Source organism: Pedobacter sp. N36a, assembly GCF_014472395.1.
Lineage (GTDB): Bacteria > Bacteroidota > Bacteroidia > Sphingobacteriales > Sphingobacteriaceae > Pedobacter.
Genome location: NZ_JACSZW010000009.1, coordinates 141,281 through 161,220, shown reverse-complemented (window position 1 = coordinate 161,220; position 19,940 = coordinate 141,281). Strand labels below are relative to the sequence as shown.

Genomic DNA, 19,940 nt, shown 5'->3' with positions numbered 1-19,940 from the left:
GGCAATAGGTTAAAATACATAGCTTGACAGGGATGAATCGTGTATTGATCCCTGTTTTGCTTGTTATGACCTGGCTGCTTTGCTCCTCCTGGGGATTTTATGCGCACCAGCGAATCAACTACCTCGCCGTATTCACACTCCATAAAGGCTTAAACGCTTTCTACAAGGAAAACATCAACTACCTCAGCGATCATGCTGTAGACCCAGACAAACGTCGCTATGCGGACACTGCAGAAGCGACCAGACATTTCATAGATGTGGAATGTTATGAAAAAAACATAGACAGTATTCCCAGAAAATGGACGGAAGCGCAGAAAAAATACGGACTTAAGCAATTAAATACTAATGGCACCTTGCCATGGCAAATCCAAAAATCCTATTTCAAACTTGTCCGAGCTTTTGCAGAAAGGGATTCCATGAAAATATTAATCTATTCCACCTACCTCGGACATTACGTTTCTGATGCCCATGTACCCCTTCATACCACTCAAAACCACAATGGCCAGCTGAGTAACCAGCATGGCATCCATGCCTTTTGGGAAAGTCGCTTGCCAGAATTATTTGCGGATCAATACAATTTTCGAGTCGGAAAAGCGGTGTACATTGATGACGCGTTAAAAGCGGCCTGGAAGATCATTACTAACAGTCACCGCTTACTGGATAGCGTGCTTGCTATGGAAGCAAAAGTGAGCGCAAACACGCCAGGCAGGAAGAAATATAGTTTTTCTAAGCGCCAGCAATTGCTGATCCGGCAATACTCTTTATCGTATTCCAAGGCTTATCACCAGGAAATGAACCAGATGGTGGAGCGGCAAATGAGGTCGGCAATTCATGCTACAGGAAGCTTTTGGTATTCCGCATGGATTGATGCTGGACAGCCAGACTTGAAAAATATGCCTAAAAAAAACGCGGCTTCCAGTCCTGTTGAAGAACTTGAAGCCGCGCCAGCGCCCAATAGGCAGATCTTGATTAGAGAACCAAATTAGTCCTTTATAATATCTTTAGGTTTAATTCTGCTTTTAATCGCTGCATAAATTACCGGACCGAAGGTCACAACAGCAATCGTAATGATCACAATAGAGAAATTATCTCTGATGATTGGAATTTGTCCAAGTAAGAAACCAGCAAACAATAAACTGAAGATCCAGCCAATGCCACCTACTACGTTATAATAAGTAAATCTGCCGAAAGGCATTTTAGCTACCCCAGCAACGAAAGGTGCAATGGTTCTGAAGATCGGAAGGAAGCGGCTAAAAATAATTGCTTTACCACCATGTTTTTCAAAAAACTCATGGGATTTGTTATAGTATTCCAATTTCAGGATTTTATTCCCTTCTTTAAACACCTTAATACCAAAATAGCTGCCCAATCGGTAGTTCAAGCTATTACCTGCAATTGCAGCGATGGTGAGCAGCAGGAACATGATCCAGATGTCAAGGCCGGTTCCGCCTTTTGCGATCAATGCACCAACAGCAAACAGCATCGAGTCACCAGGTAAAAATGGAGTGACTACAAATCCGGTTTCCGCGAAAATAATTAAGAATAAAATAAGGTAAGTCCATGTTTTATAATCGCTTACCAGCTGTACTAAAGCCTTATCGGTATGCAATATAAAATCTACTAGTTGTGATAAAAGTTCCAAATCGTATAGTTTAAGCCCAAAATTAAGAATAACCTGTTAATAAACATCCTATTTTAAATTTTAGTATTCAATAATTAGTTAGCTGTGACAGAATAAATTCCGTGGTTCATCTGGGAATTTTGCAAAAAGAAGGCCTGATAAAATACCAGGCCTCACATTATACTTTAAGATAATTCTAGTTGTAGTTGTTCAGCATTACTGGCATCACCAACATCAGAACATCTTCGTTTTCGTCATTTGTGTGTGGAATCAGCAATCCTGCACGGTTAGGTGTAGAAAGTTCCAAAGTCACTTCTTCGCCGCTTAGGTTACTCAGCATCTCGATTAAGAAACGGGCATTGAAACCAATTTCCAGATCTTCACCTTCATACTGACAGCTCAAACGCTCATGTGCTTCATTGGCGAAATCTAAATCCTCAGAAGAGATATTCAGCTCAGAACCATTGATTTTTAAACGTACCTGGTGTGTAGTTTTGTTGGCAAAAATGACCACCCTACGCAAAGTGTTTAAAAACAAAGCGCGGTCGATGATCAGTTTATTAGGGTTATTCGCAGGAATTACCGCTTCATAGTCTGGGTAACGCTCATCAATCAGGCGACAAACCAGGTTGATGTTTTCAAATTTAAAGAAAGCACTAGTAGCATTATAATCCACAGAAACATTCACATCTGTAGATGGCAATGCGGCTTTTAATAAGGTCAGGGCTTTTTTAGGAAGGATGAAAGAAGAAGCTTTTTCGCCTTTGCTGTCCATTCTTCTATATCTTACCAATTTATGTGCATCAGTAGCTACAAAAGTGATGTGCTGCTCAGATAACTGGCAATATACACCTGTCATTGCTGGACGCAACTCATCGCTGCTTACTGCAAAAATGGTTTTGGTAATTGCCTCTGTCAATACGGAAGCAGGAAGGTTTACCGATGAAGCATTTTCAACTACCGGAATTTTCGGGAAATCGTCCCCATTTTCTCCGCTAAGTTTATATTTACCGTCACCTGCGCTGATTTCAATAGAGAAAGTGTTGTCGTCAATATTGAAAGAGATCGGCTGATCTGGTAATGTTTTTAAAGTGTCTAAAAGTATTTTTGCTGGCACAGCTACTTTTCCGCCTTCCTTAGACTCAACCGGTAAAGAGGTGGTCATGCTGGTTTGTAAATCGGTGGCAGAGATGGTTAAACTTCCATCTTTAATTTCAAAAAGGAAATTCTCCAATATCGGCAATACAGTACTGCTGCTTGACGCACCATTTACTGTTTGCAAATGTTTTAATAACGTTGATGTGGATACAATAAATCTCATAGTATGATCTTGTCAGTTCTCAAAAATATAAAAATTACCTCGCATACTTATACTTGCGGTAATAATGTTGAAAAATCGCGAACGATATTAACAATAATAATGGCAAAGCCATATTGACCAATTGCCATTGAAGTTTTTCAGTACGCAATTTAGCCTTATCCAACAGCCTGATCTTAACCTCTTTATTTCTCAAAGCGATTAAATGATCATCATTTGACAGGTAATCTGCGATATTTAGAAGCAAAGCTTTATTTCCGTAATTTTTTTGCGTGTATCGGTCGAAGCCCAATGGAAAGGCAGAACCATCCTTACTGCTGATTTGATTTTTGAAGACATCGCCATCAGCGATCACGATCATTTTGGTTGGTTTGCTTACTGCCGGAAGCGGGTAGCTTCCGGTGATCCCTACCGGAACAGAACGGTTTAAAAACACCGAAGGAAAACTTCCTTCAATCAATACCCCCAAAGCCTGTGGCTTGCTCGCATAATCACGGGGATCCGGTTGCTCTGCCACCATTTTTAAAGACAGTAATTTAGGCGCATTGAAAATTTTATTGAAAGGCGAGGAATGCAAAATCACCGTTTTCTTTAGCCCTTTCACCCCAATGGTATCTATCGTGCTGACAAACTCTCCCCTGATGACATCAATATTTTTAACGAGGTTATGGGAAGTATCCGGCTGAATCAATGGATAATATACCCAAGGCGCCATTTCAATCTGACCATTCCCACCCATACTCAATGGAATTTCTGCACAATTGGCATCAGCAATCAGGTTGTAATTGATTCTTGAACCGTACATGAACAGCATATCGTCCAGGTTTAGTTTCTTGTTAAAAGCCAGCTGTTCTCCGGAACCTTTCAGGCTATCCAGGTCAGCACTCACCTGATCAATGGCCCAGACCACCCGACCGCCTTTCATCACAAAATAATTGATTTTATATTTTTCTGCTTCCGTAAACTCCAGCTGAGGCTTGGCAATGATCAATGTCTTCAATTTGTCCAGTCCCACAGCATCAATGGTATTCAGGTTTACCCTGCCCACTTCATAGCGGTCTGAAAGCGTGGTGATCGCATCGTTTAACATTAAATCCGTTAATTCTCCGTTTCCTTCAGTAAAACCGATCCGGGGATGTTCTGAAGAAAGCACTTGCTGAATTGCGGAAGTAAAGAGATATTCAAGATTCTGAATAGAATTGTTGATGTTCTCCTCATAGCCACCAGTAGCTCCTAAATTCTGCAGCAGCTTTACTGGAAGCTGCCTATCTGGGCTTTCCAGCATGGCCATAGGAAAGACTATTTTCTGCGCAAAACCCGCATCATTTTTAATGTTGATGGTAGTCGGCTCAATGCCTGCACTGTACAATTGATTGATCACAGTATCCTGATCGGCAATCGACAATCCAGAAATCGGATCTTTAAAGATCACCCTAATCTCCTGACCTGCCGCGGCCTTATAATCTGCCAGTAAGTCTTTAGTGGCATTCCTCAACCTTTTAAAAGGAGCTGGTAAATCGCCATCTAAAAACACGGTAATGGTGATCGGCTTTTTAATATTTTTCAGGATCTCCTTAGATTTCGGCGTTAAAGTATATCGTTTTTCCTTGGTAAAATCGATCCGGATATAAGCATACTGCGCCAGAATATTGACTAAAACCAACACGATCATAAAAATGGCAATACTAACTATTTTACGCTGCTTAATTACCATTTCCTACCTCCGATCACCAATTTGGTCATCCCTAGAAAGGCGATGATAAAAGTCAGGAAGTAAACCAGATCCCGCGTATCCAGTACACCCCTGCTCATGGATTGATAATGTTCATTCACGCTCAAACTAAGCAATATATTTTCAATTGCGCGAAGGCCAAAGATCTGGCTCATCGCCTCAAATCCACGATAAGCGAAGAAGCATAGAAATACAGAAAGCGCAAAAGCGACTACCTGGTTTTTGGTCAGCGAGGAGGCGAAAATCCCAATGGATACAAATGCTGCTCCCAATAACAATAAGCCGATATAGGAGCCAATGATGGCTCCGGTATCTATATTTCCTTTTGGCAAGGCCAATTCAGCAATGGTATACGAATAAATCACGGTAGGTAATAAAGCGAAAATGATCAGGACAAAGCAAGCCAGGTATTTGGCAAAAATGATCTGCCAGTCGCTTACCGGACGGGTGGCCAATAAAATGTACGTCCCTTCTCTTCTTTCCTCTGCAAAAGAACGCATGGTCATCGCAGGTATAAGAAAAAGGAATAAAAAAGGAGCCAGATTGAAAAAACCATTCAGTTCTGCATACCCATATTCCAAGATAGACGTATCTGGGAAAAACCACAGCAATAAGCCGGATGCCAGTAAAAAAACACCGATGGTAATATAGGCCATCAATGAATTCAATAAACTAAATAACTCTCTTTTAAATACCGCGTACATTCAATAGGATTAACGATGCCGAAGTTAGAAAATTTAAGAGACAAAAAAAGGCTGCCTGATAAAATCAGACAGCCAAACATTAACTAATCCTAACCTTTAATTATTGTTTATCCCACCATATTCTACCTTTTGCATCGTTGATGTCGTTGCCATAAGCAGGATCTTTAGCTTTCATATCAGCCGCAGCTTTAAACTTATTGGCACTATTCAAATCAGAACCGGGAAGCACACCTCTTCTTGGTCTAATTAGATTCTCATTACCGTTCCAAAGGTTTTCCAAATAGGCAATACCAGTACCATCTCCAATATTTCCGGGAGTAGTTGGCTGTCCGGGTCTGAAATCTTTAGACTGAGGATATCCTGTTCTTTTCCACATCGCCCAGGCTTCTTCTGGTTGTGCCAGGTAATGCACCCAAGCTTGCGAATAAATGCTTTCTAAACCACGGTAAGGGAAACGCGTTAGATAATCTCCCATATCAAGGGTGGTAGCGTAAGGTACACTGATGTCAGTTCCTACTCTTTTGTATTGATCAAATGACGCGGTAACACCAGCGTTATACCAGGTTGCAGCATCTTTCCCTAAAACTGCAGCTCCTTTTTTCGCGGCAATCTCGGCCATCATAAAGCACGTTTCTGCATAGCTGATAAATAACGATTTGTATTTCAGTAAACCACCGGCAACCAATTTATCATTAGTATTCAATAGTGGATCTGGAACATCCACCTTAAAACCACTATTTTTCACGAAATAGCGACCTTGAATCAGCGACTGGTATGTTAAATTAACAGAATTACTAGTAGTTGCAAATGTTTGGAAACGACCTGCACCTGTTGGCCCATAAGCTGCCGACTGTGACGCAGGGAAGGTATGTTTCCCATAATAACGCTGCTGATATTCAGGAGTGGCCAATTGTGCCAAAGTAGCTGGGGTGGCAATTGCCACTAAGCTGTTATAAGCTGGATTATTCGTTCCCAATTGATTTTCACGGACCAAAACTGCCAATCTTGGATCTCTTGTTGATTTCAGGAACTCTACAAAAGGATAAGCGGCATTATAAGAAGTCTTAATCTGGTTTAGGTCATCGACGTTATTGTTCCAGTCTTTAGTATGGTTGATCCCGAAAGATTCCTCGTAAGTACCAATCAGCTGTCCATTGAAATTTGTTTGTATGTCCAAAAGCACTCCCTCAAGATTTGCAGGATCTCTTTTTTCATAACGCTGCGCGATCTTAATACGCAAAGTATTTGCAAATTTTAACCATTTGGTCATATCGCCGTTATAGAACAAATCATTAAGGGCCATATCTACCTGGTTGCCCGGAATATTCTTAATCGCTGTAGCTGCTGTTTTTAATTTGGCGTCGAATTTTTTGTACAGGTCATAGTCATATTCATAAATAGGGTTTGGATATTTTAGATCCTGAAAAGCCTGATCGTAAGGCATTGCACCAAATAAATCTACAGCTCTCCATGCCTGATAAACATCTGTAATCTGACTCAAAGCTTTCAGATTTTCATATCTGATCTTCTGATCTTCCGGCATCACTTCAATTTTGGCCAATAATCTATTGAGCCCTACACCTACTACTTTATAATAATCTTCGTAATAAGAGGCTACTGGCGGAGTTCCACCTTTTGTAGCTCCAGAAGCCCAGTACAATCCAGAAAGATCAACATCAGCACCGTCTCTAACAATATACTGCATATAAGACATAATCGTATATCTGTTAATGATTCTATCTCTTCCATTGTAATTGATGTCCTGAACCGTAGAGGTGAACAAGAACTTTGGATCCACATCTTCCAGCGTATCAGGTCTTGTATTGAGCTCAATCATGTGTTTTTTACAAGATTGTCCAAGCGATGCGAAGACAATCAGGCCCAATATATATAGTTGTTTCTTTTTCATTTGTTTAAATTTTAAGGATTAGAACTTCACGTTTAAGGAAACTGCATAATTCCTGGTAAAAGGAACACCACCAGTAATCCATGGACTAAAAGGATCATTACTCTGTAAAGATTCAGGATTCTGACCACCCACTAAACTATTGTACAAGTAACCCAGATTTCTAGCTGTAAAATTGATGCGAGCACCTTTGATTTTCACTCTATCCAGGATCTGGTATGGAATCTGGTAACCTAAGGTTACCTCACGCATCATGATCCATGACATTTTAGAGATGGCATCTGAATTATTCAATGCATTCTGCCATCCTTTAGTGTAAGCATAATAAACGGAAGCTTTCCATGGCTCTACCAGTCCTTGATCGTAAGCATCTCTGAAGGTCATTCCCGCGATTGATTTAGTTGGATCAATCAAACTCATTTGTCCTGCCGCAAAAACAGCATCAGGAATTGCACCATCATACACAGTTTGTCCGGTATAAGAATCTATACGGGCAACACCACCATGTGCCTGGTCACGATATTTTAAAGAAGCCAATGGCACACCATTACCCATAGAGTACGCGTAAGTTTCTGAGTACACATAACCTCCAAAACGAGCATCTATTTGTGTAAACAAGCTAAAATTCTTATACCTTAAGTTTACCGAGAAACCACCAGTTAAGCTTGGCTCTACTCTACCGATTGGTAACCTTCCATTTGGCAGGTCAGCATCTGTATTATCAACCAGGTTATAATTTGCTACATTATATTTCACATTTGGATCTGCATTTGCCAATCTAGGCGCATTTATAATAAAAGGGAAACCTGTTGACGGATCGATTTTCACGGTAGTATTGGCACGCATTTCAAGCACGCCAAAATCACCGCCTTCATAAGCCCAAACTTGTCCACCCTCATAATCTCCTGTAATGTTCCATGCTTTGATTCCTTTACCAAATTCGATGATTTTACTTCTGTTATGCGCAAGGTTAAGGGATAGATCCAGGCCCCAGTCTTTCGACCTGATTGGAGATCCGCCAATTGTTGCTTCAAAACCTTGATTTTGAATATTTCCAGCATTAAAGAAAGATTTCGGGTAACCGGTTTCATAAACACCATCCAATTTCAGGAGTTGATTGTAAGTATTTCCTCTATACCAGGCCACATCAAGATCAACTCTGTTTTTTAAGAATGAAAGGGTGGTACCAAATTCAATTTCGCGTTGTTTTTGTGGTTTGAGGTCATAGTTTGGTTTAGTATCGCCATTGATTTGCGTTGCGATGGGCACCGTATTTCCATTAATATCTACGATAGTACCTGGCGCGTATCCAGCACCCGTATCAAACGGTCTGGCAATACCTGCACTACCTACATAAGCAATGGAAGCTCTAACCTTTCCAAATGACAACCAAGAAGGCATTTTATCTTTAAAATGATCAGAGAAGATATAAGATACGTTTGCTGAAGGATAAAATATGGAGTTGTTATTTTTACCCGGAACAATGACTGGATAAGTTAAGGTTGAAATCCAGTCATTACGTCCGGAAAGTTCTAAATTTAGGTATTTTTTATAAGAGAAATTCACTACTCCAGCCAAACCAATGGTTAGAGAAGAAGGCAATGCAAGTTCATATTTTCTGGTTGTGGTATTACCTGGACCACCTTCTACTGGGTTGATGGAGTTGGCCAGGAAAAAGTTATTAGGCACCGCTAAACCACCACTGGTAGCTGCACTGTAAGTCTCTCCCAATTTATTTCCATAAATCTCATTGATCAATCTAAAATCAACATTCAGGTCTTCGTTGATGTCTTTATTGGCATGTCCCATGAACAATAAAGTGTAGTCTGTGGAATAACCACCGCCTGCACTATAATATCCTCCTTTGTTATCTTTTTCATTACCATAATCCTTATTTTCTGCAAAGTTTTTCTGATAATTAAAGTTACCTCTGGCACTAAAATCTAACCATGGATTTACCTGAGCTTTCAATTGAAGATAACCCAGTAAGGAATTTTCATTATTGGTATAGTTCTTTTTGTCGATTCTTGAAAAAGTATTGACAACAGCATCAAAATTACCACCAGGTCTGCTATAGGTATAGATTTCATTGTTTGCAGGATTTCTGTAACCTGCATACCAATCTGCAAAATCAAGATTCCTTGGTAAGTAATAGGTACTAAATGCCAATGCATTATCGCCATAAGTAGAATATCTACTTTGGTTATAATAGTTTTTAGTTACTGTATTTGCATAGCTTAATCCCATTTCAGAAGAGAAGATCTTATTGATTTCTCCACCAACTTTAAGGTCTATCGCATCTCTTTTCAGTCCATTGTTTGGAAGTGTCCCTTTATTGCTGGTATTTGAATAAGAAACACGGTAATTGAATTTTTCTGTACTTCCACCTAAGGCAACGTTGTTATTGATATAATTTCCATTGCGGTAAAAGGTTTTCCAGTTGTCAGGCTGTGCTTCATATGCCACCTTTTTTGATGGATTGTAAATGGCGGGCACTAATCTACCGTCGAATTTCGGACCCCAGTTACCAGTGGTTAAACTTTGCGTACCGTCTGGTCTGAAAGCTCCCTCTCTGCTTAAGTAACTACCCATACCATAGTCATTCTGAAGATCCATGAAGCTTTTATAAACGTCAGTCACCTGATAAGTACTACTCACCTCAATGCCTAATCCCTGGCCGCTTTTCCCTCTTTTGGTATTGATCACTACTGCTCCATTTAAACCTCTGGAACCGTATAATGTAGTTGCTGCAGCACCTTTTAGAATGGTGATCGACTCGTAATCATCCGGGTTCAGGTTTTTAAGCTGAGAACCTCCATCAGCAGCATCACCGCCAACAATGTTATTGGTGATCACCTGACCATCAACTACAAAGATCGGCTGATTGTTCGCCTGTCTGTCTGAGCTACCCAAAACTTTAGCGCCCCTGATCTGGATGTAAGGAGAGGTTTGCACCCCTGCAGTTCCTACCACATTGATGTTTACACCGGCAACCTTACCTTGTAAACCTGTAATCGGGTTCACCGTATTGGTACGTGTGATGTCATCACCTTTGATCTTGGTTACCGAATAACCCAGGTTTCTATCGATCTTTTTCACTCCAAGTGCACCTTCTACAGTCACTTCTTTTAGGTCGTTATTGCTAGGTATTAAACTTGCATTGGCCACTAGATCAGCGCCTACCTTTACTTCTTTACTGGTGTAGCCAAGGTATCTGAATTCCAGTGTATTTCCAGCAACTGCTTCAATGGTGTATTTTCCTTCAGAATTGGTGCTGGTGGATTTTTTTGTTTCTTTTACCCGGACGCTTACTGCAGGCATGGGTGTGCCTGACTCGTCCTTAACAGTACCAGTTACGGTACGACCGGTCTGGGCAAAGACTCCGATGCCCCAGAATAGCATGACACAGCTGAGCCATGTCATCTTTAGTAGTAGTTTAGTCATAGTTTTTTAGTTTAGAATTGGGTTTAAGGCTTGGTAAAGGATGGTTCTCTTTTAAAGTATTTTTACGGCTATAAAAATTCGGTTCGTTCCATCACCATATTTGCTGCACCGAGTAATTCCGCATCATTAGCGATCTCAGAAACTTCTATATGGGTACATTCTGCAATCCTGGGAATACAGAATTCATTAATAGCTTGTTGAATAGAAGGCATAAACATCTTTCCTGCAATTGCTCCCCTTCCGCTCAATACAATTTTCTCGGGGTTCATGATGTGGATTAAGGTGGCTACACCTTTTCCGAGGTGGAAAGAGGCATCGGATAAGATGGAAACTGCCAATGGATCACCGGAACGTGCAGCTTCCAGAAAATGGTCTCCATCCTGTTTAGAAGCATCCAGGAATAAGCGCTTCATACTGGATTCTACTCCTGATTCTACCTGGGCTTTGGCTTTCTTTGCCATGACCAGTAAGGACGTTTCAACTTCCAGACAGCCACGTTTCCCACAGGAACACAATTGGTTGCTGCCAGATAGTGGAATGTGGCTAAATTCACCTGCGAATCCGCTATGACCTCTGAAAATTTTTCCATCTATAATCATTCCCAATCCGGTACCCCAGCCCATATTGATCACCATCACATCTTGCTTTCCTTTGGCTTTTCCAAACTTCAACTCTGCCATGGCAATTAAACTGGAATCATTGTCGATGAAAACGGGAAGGTTTAATTTTTCGCTCAGGTAATCTCTCAGGTTATCCCCTTCGCTAACTGGAAATATGGTGTAATTGATCCCTTCTTCAATATTGACGAAACCAGGCATACCAATGCCGATTCCCACTATATGATCCTGATGAATGGCAGATTTCTCCAGGTTAAGCTGGACAAAAGCAATTAATTTCTGCAAGGCCTTCTCATCGTTGTAAGTATCTATCTCAATCACCTGAAGCGGCAGTTGAATTTGGTGGGTTAAATTATAGATCACCATACGAGAAACCATCTGATCTACAGCAACAGAAACTATGTAGCGTTCTTTTTTGGGATTCAGTAGAAACATGGATGGTCTTCTTCCGCCGCTGGAAGGTGCAAGGCCATCGCTGATGACAAATTCATCAGTGATGAGTTCATTCACTACGGCAGTCACAATAGGTAGGCTCTTCTGAGTCAGTTTACTGAGCTCATTCAAAGAAAGTGAGAAGCCTGAATACAAGTGCCTAAGTATTTCTCTCCTTAGTTGCGCACTCTTTTTTATTGTTGCAGACATATTTGGCGTTTGGTTTAGATAAACATATAGAAAGTTAAATTAAGAATCCAATACTTTTATATTTTTTTAATAAGTAAACAGCCGTTATGAATAAAATAGATAAGTATGCCAGCCATTGAATTTTTTAAAACCCTTCTGGAAGGAGGCAAAAGATAGATTTGCAAAAAAATCACGTTAGTTTAAAAAATTAACTCATTTAGAAATGACTTAGCTCGAAGTAATTGGCTCTTAGAAAATATTATCTTTTCACTTTAAATTGACAAAACAAGTGTACCGCAGCAAACTTACTTATTACTAAGTAGTTAGTGTTACTTCTACACCACATGAAATCAAACAAGAAAAGTTTAAAATAATTTTATTTTTTCCTAAGAATTGGATTTTTTGCGACTGAAAATGACCAAAAACAAGAGGAGTTTGGCCTAAAAAAGAGTGCTAAAAAATCGAATTCTTCCCAAAACCGATTAGGTCGGACATAATATTTTCAAAAATTTATAAAAATCAATCGTTTTTTTAGCCAAAAAAGGAGTCGAATATTTGTCCTTTGGGTGTTTGGAGACACAGACAATTTGCCTCATCAAAGAGATCATTGACCAGAGCCTGCTCGTGAATTATGTAGCATCTGAAAGAAGCAATACTACAACATAAAGAGATCACTTCTGATTTGAAGAGAAATTGGCATCGATAAAGAATACATAAAAAAGCACAAAGCCCTCCTGTAAACAGGAAGGCTTTGCAAATGTGCTCAACTGGCACAGTATAAAATCAGTATCGCTTACAAGCCGAAGTTAAATGCTGCTCTTACGCCAATGAAAGAAGGAGTAACCAATCCATCACCTTTAGACCATCCTTCATATCTTACACCTAAATCAATAGAAGCTTTATCAGCTACTGGAAATTCAAGTCCAGCTCCTGGAGAATAGGCGAATTTTGTTCCACCGCCATCCTCAGTTGAGAATGCAGCACCGATTTCACCATTCAGGTAAAAGTTTTCAGCTACAAAATATCTAGCACCAACTTTAACTGGAATAACTCCTGAAGTACCACCACCAAAAATATCTTTAGCTTTAAAGCTTAGGTAACCTGCATTCGCTGTTAGATTTAAATTTGGAGCTACAGGGTGTTGGTATAATAATGAACCACCATATCCCATTTTATAAAGGTCACCAAAGTTTCCCATTGGAAAAGCGAATTCTGCACCTATACCTAATTTAGGTCCATTCATAGCAGGATCTTTCTGAGCCTGTGCATTTGAAAATGCAAAAATACCTGCGATCGCTGTTAGTAAAAATAATTTTTTCATGTGTTTAAGTTTAATTCTTATTATTGATATAAAATCAATACACAAATACAAAAACTTGGCCAATGGCGTTAAAAAGATAAAAAAATCTTCACTACAAGGTCAATTTCCTGAAAATATCCTCTAAAGAAGTCAGTTGGTGTTCTTTTTTGAGTTCATCAATTGAGGCATTGGCTACAATCCGGCCTTTATCAATGATAATGACCTCATCACAGAGGGCTTCGACCTCCTGCATAATGTGCGTAGAAATGATCACTGTTTTATTTTTGCCTAGCTGCTTGATCAGTTCCCGAATCTCTGTTAATTGATTAGGATCCAATCCTGAAGTAGGTTCATCTAAGATCAGCACCTGCGGATCATGAATGATCGCCTGTGCCAGACCAACCCTTTGCTTGTACCCTTTAGAAAGCATCGAAATCTTCTTATGCTGTTCCGCAGCGAGTCCCACCTTTTCAATGGTTTCTTTTACGCGCTGTTTCGGTTCTTTCAATTGATAAGTCTCCGCAACAAATAATAAAAACTCCTGTACGTACATATCGGTATATAAAGGTGTATTTTCCGGAAGGTAGCCCATAATCTTTCTGACTTCAATCGACTGTGTCCGGACATCAAAGCCACATAGGCTGGCGGTACCGGAAGTAGGGCTCAGGTAACTCGTCAGCATTCGCATCGTGGTCGATTTCCCAGCACCATTCGGGCCTAAGAATCCTAAAATCCTACCCGGCATAGCGTTAAAACTAATGCCATCTACAGCTTTCTGCTGACCGAAATGTTTGCGGAGTGAACTCACCTGAATGCTCAATTTATTTTACCTTTTTAATGTGTGAAGAACGAATCTTTTTATCTTTTCTATATTGATCGAATTCTTTTCCTGCCAATTCCAGATTGTCCGTAGAAATCATATCGGCGCCACTTTCCAGGTACTGATAGTAATATTTACCATTTGGTCTGGCCAGTGATCGTTTGTCTAAGTTGCCCATTGTGCCCATGATACAGGTGATCCCCTTTTTATGTAAACCCTGAAAAACTTTCTGCTCCGGAAGCGAAGTGCCTACAAAAGCGACAATCCTGTTATTTGGCACACCTTTCCCATTTAACCTTTCTAAATCTGTATCGTATTTTACGGAAGCAGAAATCATCAGGTCTGGTGCTAAACGATGTACTTCTACCGCCTGGTTGTCATTATAGGTAATCACGATGGAATTTGTTTCTGATTTCGTTTTGCGTACCTCATTGATGATCTTTGCAAAAGGCACTCCTTTTTTAATATCTATCGTAAACAACACCTTTCCCTTTCCCCAGGTCAGGACTTCATTTAAAGTAGGAATTTTATAAGGAGTTACCGTTCCGTAATCATCTTTTAACCGCAGGTTTTGCAATTCCGCGTAAGTATAATCGCCGATCATACCGGTACCTGTACTGGTTCTGTCCAGACGATCATCATGCATGATCACCAATACAGAATCTTTACTTAAAGCCACATCAAACTCAATCACTACCGGCTGATATTTTGTTGCATTCTCAAAAGTAGCGATACAATTTTCAGGGAAATCTTTCATTGGTCCTCCTCTATGTGCAGAGATGAGTGGATAACCCGGTGTTTTTCTATTTAAAAAAGACCTTAATTCTTCGCCATTGCTAAAAGAAATATAGTTTTTCGTTTGTCCTGTGCAAGATACGGCAAGCATTAAGAAGCCTACCAGAAGCAGATTAAATTGTTTCATGGCCAAAAGTAGGAATTTAGGTTCTATATATATTTGTTAATCTTCTATATTTGCATCATTATGGCAAAGAACACTAACGACGAACAATTTAAAAATGTAATATCACATGCCAAGGAATACGGTTTTGTATTTCAAAGCAGCGAGATTTATGACGGACTAAGTGCGGTATATGACTACGGACAATTAGGCTCGGAATTAAAGAATAACATTAAAACTTATTGGTGGAAATCCATGGTTCAGATGCATGAGAACATTGTAGGAATTGATTCTGCAATCTTTATGCACCCGAAAGTATGGAAAGCCAGCGGACACGTAGATGGCTTTAACGATCCAATGATCGACAACAAAGACTCGAAAAAACGCTACCGCGCAGACCAGTTGTTAGAAGATAAAATTGCCCGTTACGAAAAAGACGGTAAAACTGATAAAGCTGCAAAATTGCAGGCTGATATGGATGATGCATTAACTGCAGATGATCTTCCACGCTTAAAACTATTGATCGAAGAGCATGAAATTGCTTGTCCGGTGAGCGGCACAAAAAACTGGACGGATGTACGTCAGTTTAACCTGATGTTCAGCACTCAGTTCGGTGCAATGGCAGAAGGTTCTGATGAAGTATACCTACGTCCGGAAACTGCACAAGGTATCTTTGTGAACTTCCTGAACGTGCAGAAATCTGGAAGAATGAAAATTCCTTTCGGTATTGCACAAATTGGAAAAGCATTCAGAAATGAAGTAATTGCGCGTCAGTTCATCATGAGAATGCGTGAATTCGAACAAATGGAGATGCAATTCTTTGTACGTCCGGGTGAAGATGCAAAATGGTTCGCTTACTGGAAAGAAGCTCGTCTGAAATGGCACCAGGCTTTAGGTACACCAGCAGAAAAATACCGCTTCCATGACCATGTGAAATTAGCACACTACGCAAATGCCGCTACAGATATTGAGTTTGAATTCCCATTCGGATTTAAGGAAGTAGAAGGTATCCATAGCCGTACAGATTTCGATTTAACGCAGCACCAGACTTTCTCTGGCAAGAAAATGCAATATTTCGACGCCGAATTAAACGAAGAAGGTAAACCTTACGGAAATTATGTTCCTTACGTGATCGAAACTTCTATCGGTTTAGACCGTATGTTCTTATTAACGATGATCAATGCTTTTGAAGAGCAGGATCTGAGTACAGAAGAAAAACAAGACAGCAGAACTTTATTACGCTTACACCCTTGTTTAGCACCGGTTAAAGTAGCGATCTTCCCATTAACGAAGAAAGATGGCTTACCAGAAAAAGCAAGAGAAATCATGAACAGCCTGAAACTTGATTTCAACTGTATTTATGAAGAAAAAGATGCGATTGGTAAACGTTACCGCAGGCAAGACGCGATTGGTACGCCTTTCTGCTTAACTGTGGATCACCAGACTTTAGAAGACAATACCGTAACTATCCGTCACCGTGATTCGATGGAACAGCAAAGAATTGACATTAAAGACCTGGAAGAGTTGATCTCTAGCAGAGTAAGCTGGAAAAACCTTTTAAGATAAGGTCTCCTATATAGATACAAAGCCCTGCAGTCATAAGATTGCAGGGCTTTTTTTTGCTTTTATTGGCACTGAAAGAACTAAACCAGCAACCGTTTTCTCAAAGTATGTAAACGTGCATAACAGATTCCACTGTAGAAAGCCCATAGTAGCATCAGGTGCATCAATAACTTGGGGTTCTCCCATATACTTACCCCCGACTGTACCACGGCCGTATACAACTGTATAAATGGCGTAGTTGGCAATAGCATAGACAACCACTGCACCGGCAAGGGCAAAGACTCAAACGGCCAGGAATATCCAGTAATCAGGAAAATCGGATACGTTGAAAATGCCATCATCTGTAAACAGAGCAGCTGTGATTTAAACAAAGAGCCGATAAACTGTCCCATAGGAATTAAGGTCAGCAGAAACAAGAGCAGCAATAAGCTCAGCTCAAAACCATTTCCCCTCATGGGTAGGTTGAGCAGCCCATAATTCACATTCAGAAAGAAAAACGCATAAGCAGAAAACAGGATCAGGTAAAATAACCCTTTACCCCAAATCGCCATGGACGCGCCGCCCCTTAACCAAGCCCCAATTGTAGCATGCTGCCTTTCTGCAGCCACACTCTCTGAAAGACCGATCAGCAAAGTCTGCTGCAAGATCAGCGCCAGCAAGCCCGGCAATAAGAAAGCCCCATAACTGGAACGCTCATTAAACAGCGGACGGTAATCCAAACTCACAGGCATCACATTCTGCATCGCAATGGCGGAAGTCATCCCCTCGCTTTTCTCAAAAAACTGGAGCCGTACCCCTGCCCCAACCGTCAGGCAGATGGCCTGCACACTGGCCAGAATATCACTGGAAGGCAAAAATCTGGCGGCATTTACAGCCAGCACCACATTGCTCTGCTTGAGGCTCAATAAATTTGTCTGCGTACCTCTGGGGATGTACATATACCCCTGACAATTTCCTTCATACATCTGTTCTTTTGCATCTTCCAGGTTAGAAAAATGGATCAGTTCTACCATTGGAGAATTGTCTATATTCTGTTGTAACAAACGGGATAAACGCGTCTGATCATCATCTACGATGGCCAATTTCACATTTTCCTCTTCTTTATTGATGTAAATACTGCCGTAAAAAAAGGCATACAGCAAAGGTGCGATCAGCAGTGTAAGGAGCAAACTATGGTCTTTCACCACTAGCCCTGCTTCTCTCAGTAAAAGATTAATTAAGGACGGGTTCGACTGCTGCTTCATTTTTACTGTTATTAAATTGACGTTGGAAAAGAATTAGGGCTGTCGGAAACATGACCGCGGGAAACAACAATAGTTTATACAAATCAGCCTGCGCGTAATAGAAGGGCAGGTTCATATAATATACCTTAAAGAAAGTATCTAAAAATGGCGTATAAGGCATAATCGTCGCATAATATTGATCATACCAGGGCATTGCCCATCTTGGAAAAGTAAAACCGCTGAACACAAAGGCCGGCGAAGTATAAAACAAGGCCACATCCCCGGAAAGCATCACATCTTTAAACAAGGCGGAGATGAACATTCCGATGCCAATACAAGCGATAGACAGCAAGGTATACAGCGCAAAAAACTTACCTGTTGCCGCGGGTACACCGATCTCAAAGAAAGGAAAGAGGATAAAGGCAATAATGGCAAAATTGAACCAGCTGACCACCAGATGGGCGATCGTTTTACCGGCAATTACGCGAAATGCCGAGCCTTTTGCCAATTCATATAATTGCGGTATCGTATTGGTCTTGTATTCATAATTGAGTGCCAGCATACTGCTGATGATCAGGATCATCTGCATCCCTACGGTAATCAGTCCTGGAACCAGATATTCCTGGTAATTGTAGGTGGCATTGTACAGCTGATAAGTATCCAGTTTAATGGGGTTGGCCAAAGCCATGGCCCGGTCTGGCGCCATTCCCGTCTTCACCAGCTTCTTCAGAATGATCCCGGTACTCCCCGTGATGATCACCTGTGCTGCTGCTTTGTACACCATTTTAGCGGGGACTAAAGCCGCTGCATTGGTATACAGGGTTACTGTTGTAGGATGACGGCTATAAACATCATTCTGCATATTTACCGGAAAATGCACAGCCCCCATGATCTCGCCTTTTTGAATGGCCTGCTGCACTTCTGCTTCGCTATACAACCTCTTGGTGATGCGTAAGGCATCCCGCTGCTCCAGCAAAAAAATCAGCTGTCGGCTCACCGGACTTTGATCATCATCCCAAATCGCAAAAGGAAGATTTTTTGCCTCTTTTTCCTGATAGATGTAGGCGTAAAAAGAAAATAACATGGCAGGAACCACCAGCATCACCAGATAAAATACCTTTAGATGGAGAATCCTGTTCCATTCCCGAATGATGATTTGACAAGTCGAACGCATTATGGCAAAATTAAGGAAGCCGTCATACCTGCACGCAAGCCTTTAATTCCGGCAGCATTTTCTGGTTTCAGCTCTATCGTAAATGTTCTCAGTTCAAACTGCCCTTTGTCTTTTGTAGGTACCCAATTCGCAAACTCTAAGGTCGGCGCGATCGAAGTCACCTTCACTTCAAACGTTTCAGGATCACAGCCAGGAACCTTTACAGCAGCTTTAGACCCTACTTTTAAAAGATTAGATTCATCCTGCCGGACATTAAACCTGAGCAACTTGGAGTTTTTCTTTTCAATGGTCATCATTGGATAACCGATAGAAACAATTTCTCCCTGGTGGGTCACTAAACTGGAAATCACCCCATCTGCAGGTGCATGAACCCTGGTATTGTCGCCCAATGATTTGGTCAGCTCATAAGCCTGCTCCGCTTGTTTTACAATCGCATTGGCCGTTTTCATAATTTCCGGACGCGTACCATCTTTCAGCATTTTCAGGTTCAGTTTCGCCATTTCCATTTCTTTCTTTGCCGCCTCATAGCGGAAATAGAAAACATCTCTTTCCTGGCCGGAGATCACATCAGCCTTGTACAAACGCTGCATCCTATCATTCGTAGCGCTAAATAATTTATATTGGTCTTCACTGATCTGATAAAGCTTAGAAGTTGCGTCAATCAATTCTGGTCTTGCACCTTTTAACAATAGCTCCTGCTGCCCTTTTGCCGCATCAATTGCAGCAAGCGCCTGCGCTTTTATGGCATCAATCTCGTTAGAACGTAGAATTGCCACGATTTGTCCTTCCTTTACCGTATCGCCAAGTTCAACGAGCAAGGAGTCCAGGCGACCAGGAAATTCTGCCGCCACATCCACACTGGAAGCATCTACCATGCCGATGAAATTATTGTCTTGTTTTTTATTCCCTGCCAGAAAGAAGAACAGAGCGGCAATGACCACTACAATAGGGATCAGTAAAGCCCAGTAATTTTTGATGATATCTTTCATGTATATGTGT

At 40.9% G+C, this 19,940-nt stretch carries 15 protein-coding genes; 2 read left to right on the top strand and 13 right to left on the bottom strand.

The features are described 5' to 3' along the window. Positions 1–32: 32 nt before the first annotated feature. Positions 33–986 (top strand): zinc dependent phospholipase C family protein, encoded by a 954-nt coding sequence (locus H9X96_RS17735; RefSeq protein WP_187667628.1) that lies wholly within the window; start codon positions 33–35, stop codon positions 984–986. Here the strand turns inward: H9X96_RS17735 and H9X96_RS17730 are convergent. The 10 genes from H9X96_RS17730 to H9X96_RS17685 all read right to left on the bottom strand — a co-directional run bounded on the left by H9X96_RS17730 (position 983) and on the right by H9X96_RS17685 (position 15,005). Beyond that, entirely contained in the window at positions 983–1,642 is a 660-nt protein-coding gene (locus H9X96_RS17730; protein WP_187667578.1) for a VTT domain-containing protein, read from the bottom strand. The genes H9X96_RS17735 and H9X96_RS17730 overlap by 4 nt on opposite strands. A 175-nt stretch (positions 1,643–1,817) precedes the next feature. Continuing rightward, complete coding sequence (gene dnaN / locus H9X96_RS17725; RefSeq protein WP_182961418.1) at positions 1,818–2,942, bottom strand: DNA polymerase III subunit beta; 1,125 nt, start codon at positions 2,940–2,942, stop codon at positions 1,818–1,820. Positions 2,943–2,976: 34 nt separating this feature from the next. After that, entirely contained in the window at positions 2,977–4,653 is a 1,677-nt protein-coding gene (gene gldG, locus H9X96_RS17720; RefSeq protein WP_187667577.1) for a gliding motility-associated ABC transporter substrate-binding protein GldG, read from the bottom strand. Continuing rightward, positions 4,647–5,375, bottom strand: coding sequence for a gliding motility-associated ABC transporter permease subunit GldF (gene gldF, locus H9X96_RS17715; protein WP_187667576.1), 729 nt, complete (start codon positions 5,373–5,375; stop codon positions 4,647–4,649). The genes gldG and gldF overlap by 7 nt, the downstream gene beginning before the upstream one ends. 100 nt (positions 5,376–5,475) lie before the next feature. Continuing rightward, a complete protein-coding gene (locus tag H9X96_RS17710) occupies positions 5,476–7,284 on the bottom strand; it encodes a SusD/RagB family nutrient-binding outer membrane lipoprotein (protein ID WP_187667575.1) in 1,809 nt (602 codons plus the stop codon). An 18-nt stretch (positions 7,285–7,302) separates the two neighbouring features. Continuing rightward, a complete protein-coding gene (locus H9X96_RS17705; RefSeq protein ID WP_187667574.1) occupies positions 7,303–10,725 on the bottom strand; it encodes a SusC/RagA family TonB-linked outer membrane protein in 3,423 nt (1,140 codons plus the stop codon). 68 nt (positions 10,726–10,793) lie between these two features. After that, on the bottom strand, positions 10,794–11,984 hold the full coding sequence (locus tag H9X96_RS17700; RefSeq protein WP_187667573.1) for an ROK family protein: 1,191 nt from the start codon (positions 11,982–11,984) through the stop codon (positions 10,794–10,796). Positions 11,985–12,756: 772 nt separating this feature from the next. Beyond that, a complete protein-coding gene (locus H9X96_RS17695; protein WP_187667572.1) occupies positions 12,757–13,284 on the bottom strand; it encodes an outer membrane beta-barrel protein in 528 nt (175 codons plus the stop codon). 91 nt (positions 13,285–13,375) lie between these two features. Further along, on the bottom strand, positions 13,376–14,083 hold the full coding sequence (locus H9X96_RS17690; RefSeq protein ID WP_187667571.1) for an ATP-binding cassette domain-containing protein: 708 nt from the start codon (positions 14,081–14,083) through the stop codon (positions 13,376–13,378). Between the two features lies 1 nt (position 14,084). Next, complete coding sequence (locus H9X96_RS17685; RefSeq protein WP_187667570.1) at positions 14,085–15,005, bottom strand: glycerophosphodiester phosphodiesterase family protein; 921 nt, start codon at positions 15,003–15,005, stop codon at positions 14,085–14,087. Between the two features lie 60 nt (positions 15,006–15,065). Here H9X96_RS17685 and H9X96_RS17680 point away from each other — a divergent pair, with 60 nt between their 5' ends. Further along, a complete protein-coding gene (locus tag H9X96_RS17680; RefSeq protein WP_187667569.1) occupies positions 15,066–16,547 on the top strand; it encodes a glycine--tRNA ligase in 1,482 nt (493 codons plus the stop codon). A gap of 77 nt (positions 16,548–16,624) precedes the next feature. On the opposite strand, the gene H9X96_RS17675 is transcribed toward H9X96_RS17680, so the two are convergent. Genes H9X96_RS17675 through H9X96_RS17665 form a run of 3 tightly spaced genes read right to left on the bottom strand, consistent with a single transcriptional unit; the run spans position 16,625 to position 19,930 of the window. Further along, complete coding sequence (locus H9X96_RS17675; RefSeq protein WP_187667568.1) at positions 16,625–17,788, bottom strand: ABC transporter permease; 1,164 nt, start codon at positions 17,786–17,788, stop codon at positions 16,625–16,627. Next, complete coding sequence (locus H9X96_RS17670) at positions 17,757–18,941, bottom strand: ABC transporter permease (RefSeq protein WP_187667567.1); 1,185 nt, start codon at positions 18,939–18,941, stop codon at positions 17,757–17,759. The genes H9X96_RS17675 and H9X96_RS17670 overlap by 32 nt, the downstream gene beginning before the upstream one ends. Next, positions 18,941–19,930: an HlyD family secretion protein gene (locus tag H9X96_RS17665; RefSeq protein ID WP_187667566.1), complete on the bottom strand. Its 990-nt coding sequence runs from the start codon at positions 19,928–19,930 to the stop codon at positions 18,941–18,943. The genes H9X96_RS17670 and H9X96_RS17665 overlap by 1 nt, the downstream gene beginning before the upstream one ends. Positions 19,931–19,940: the final 10 nt, after the last annotated feature.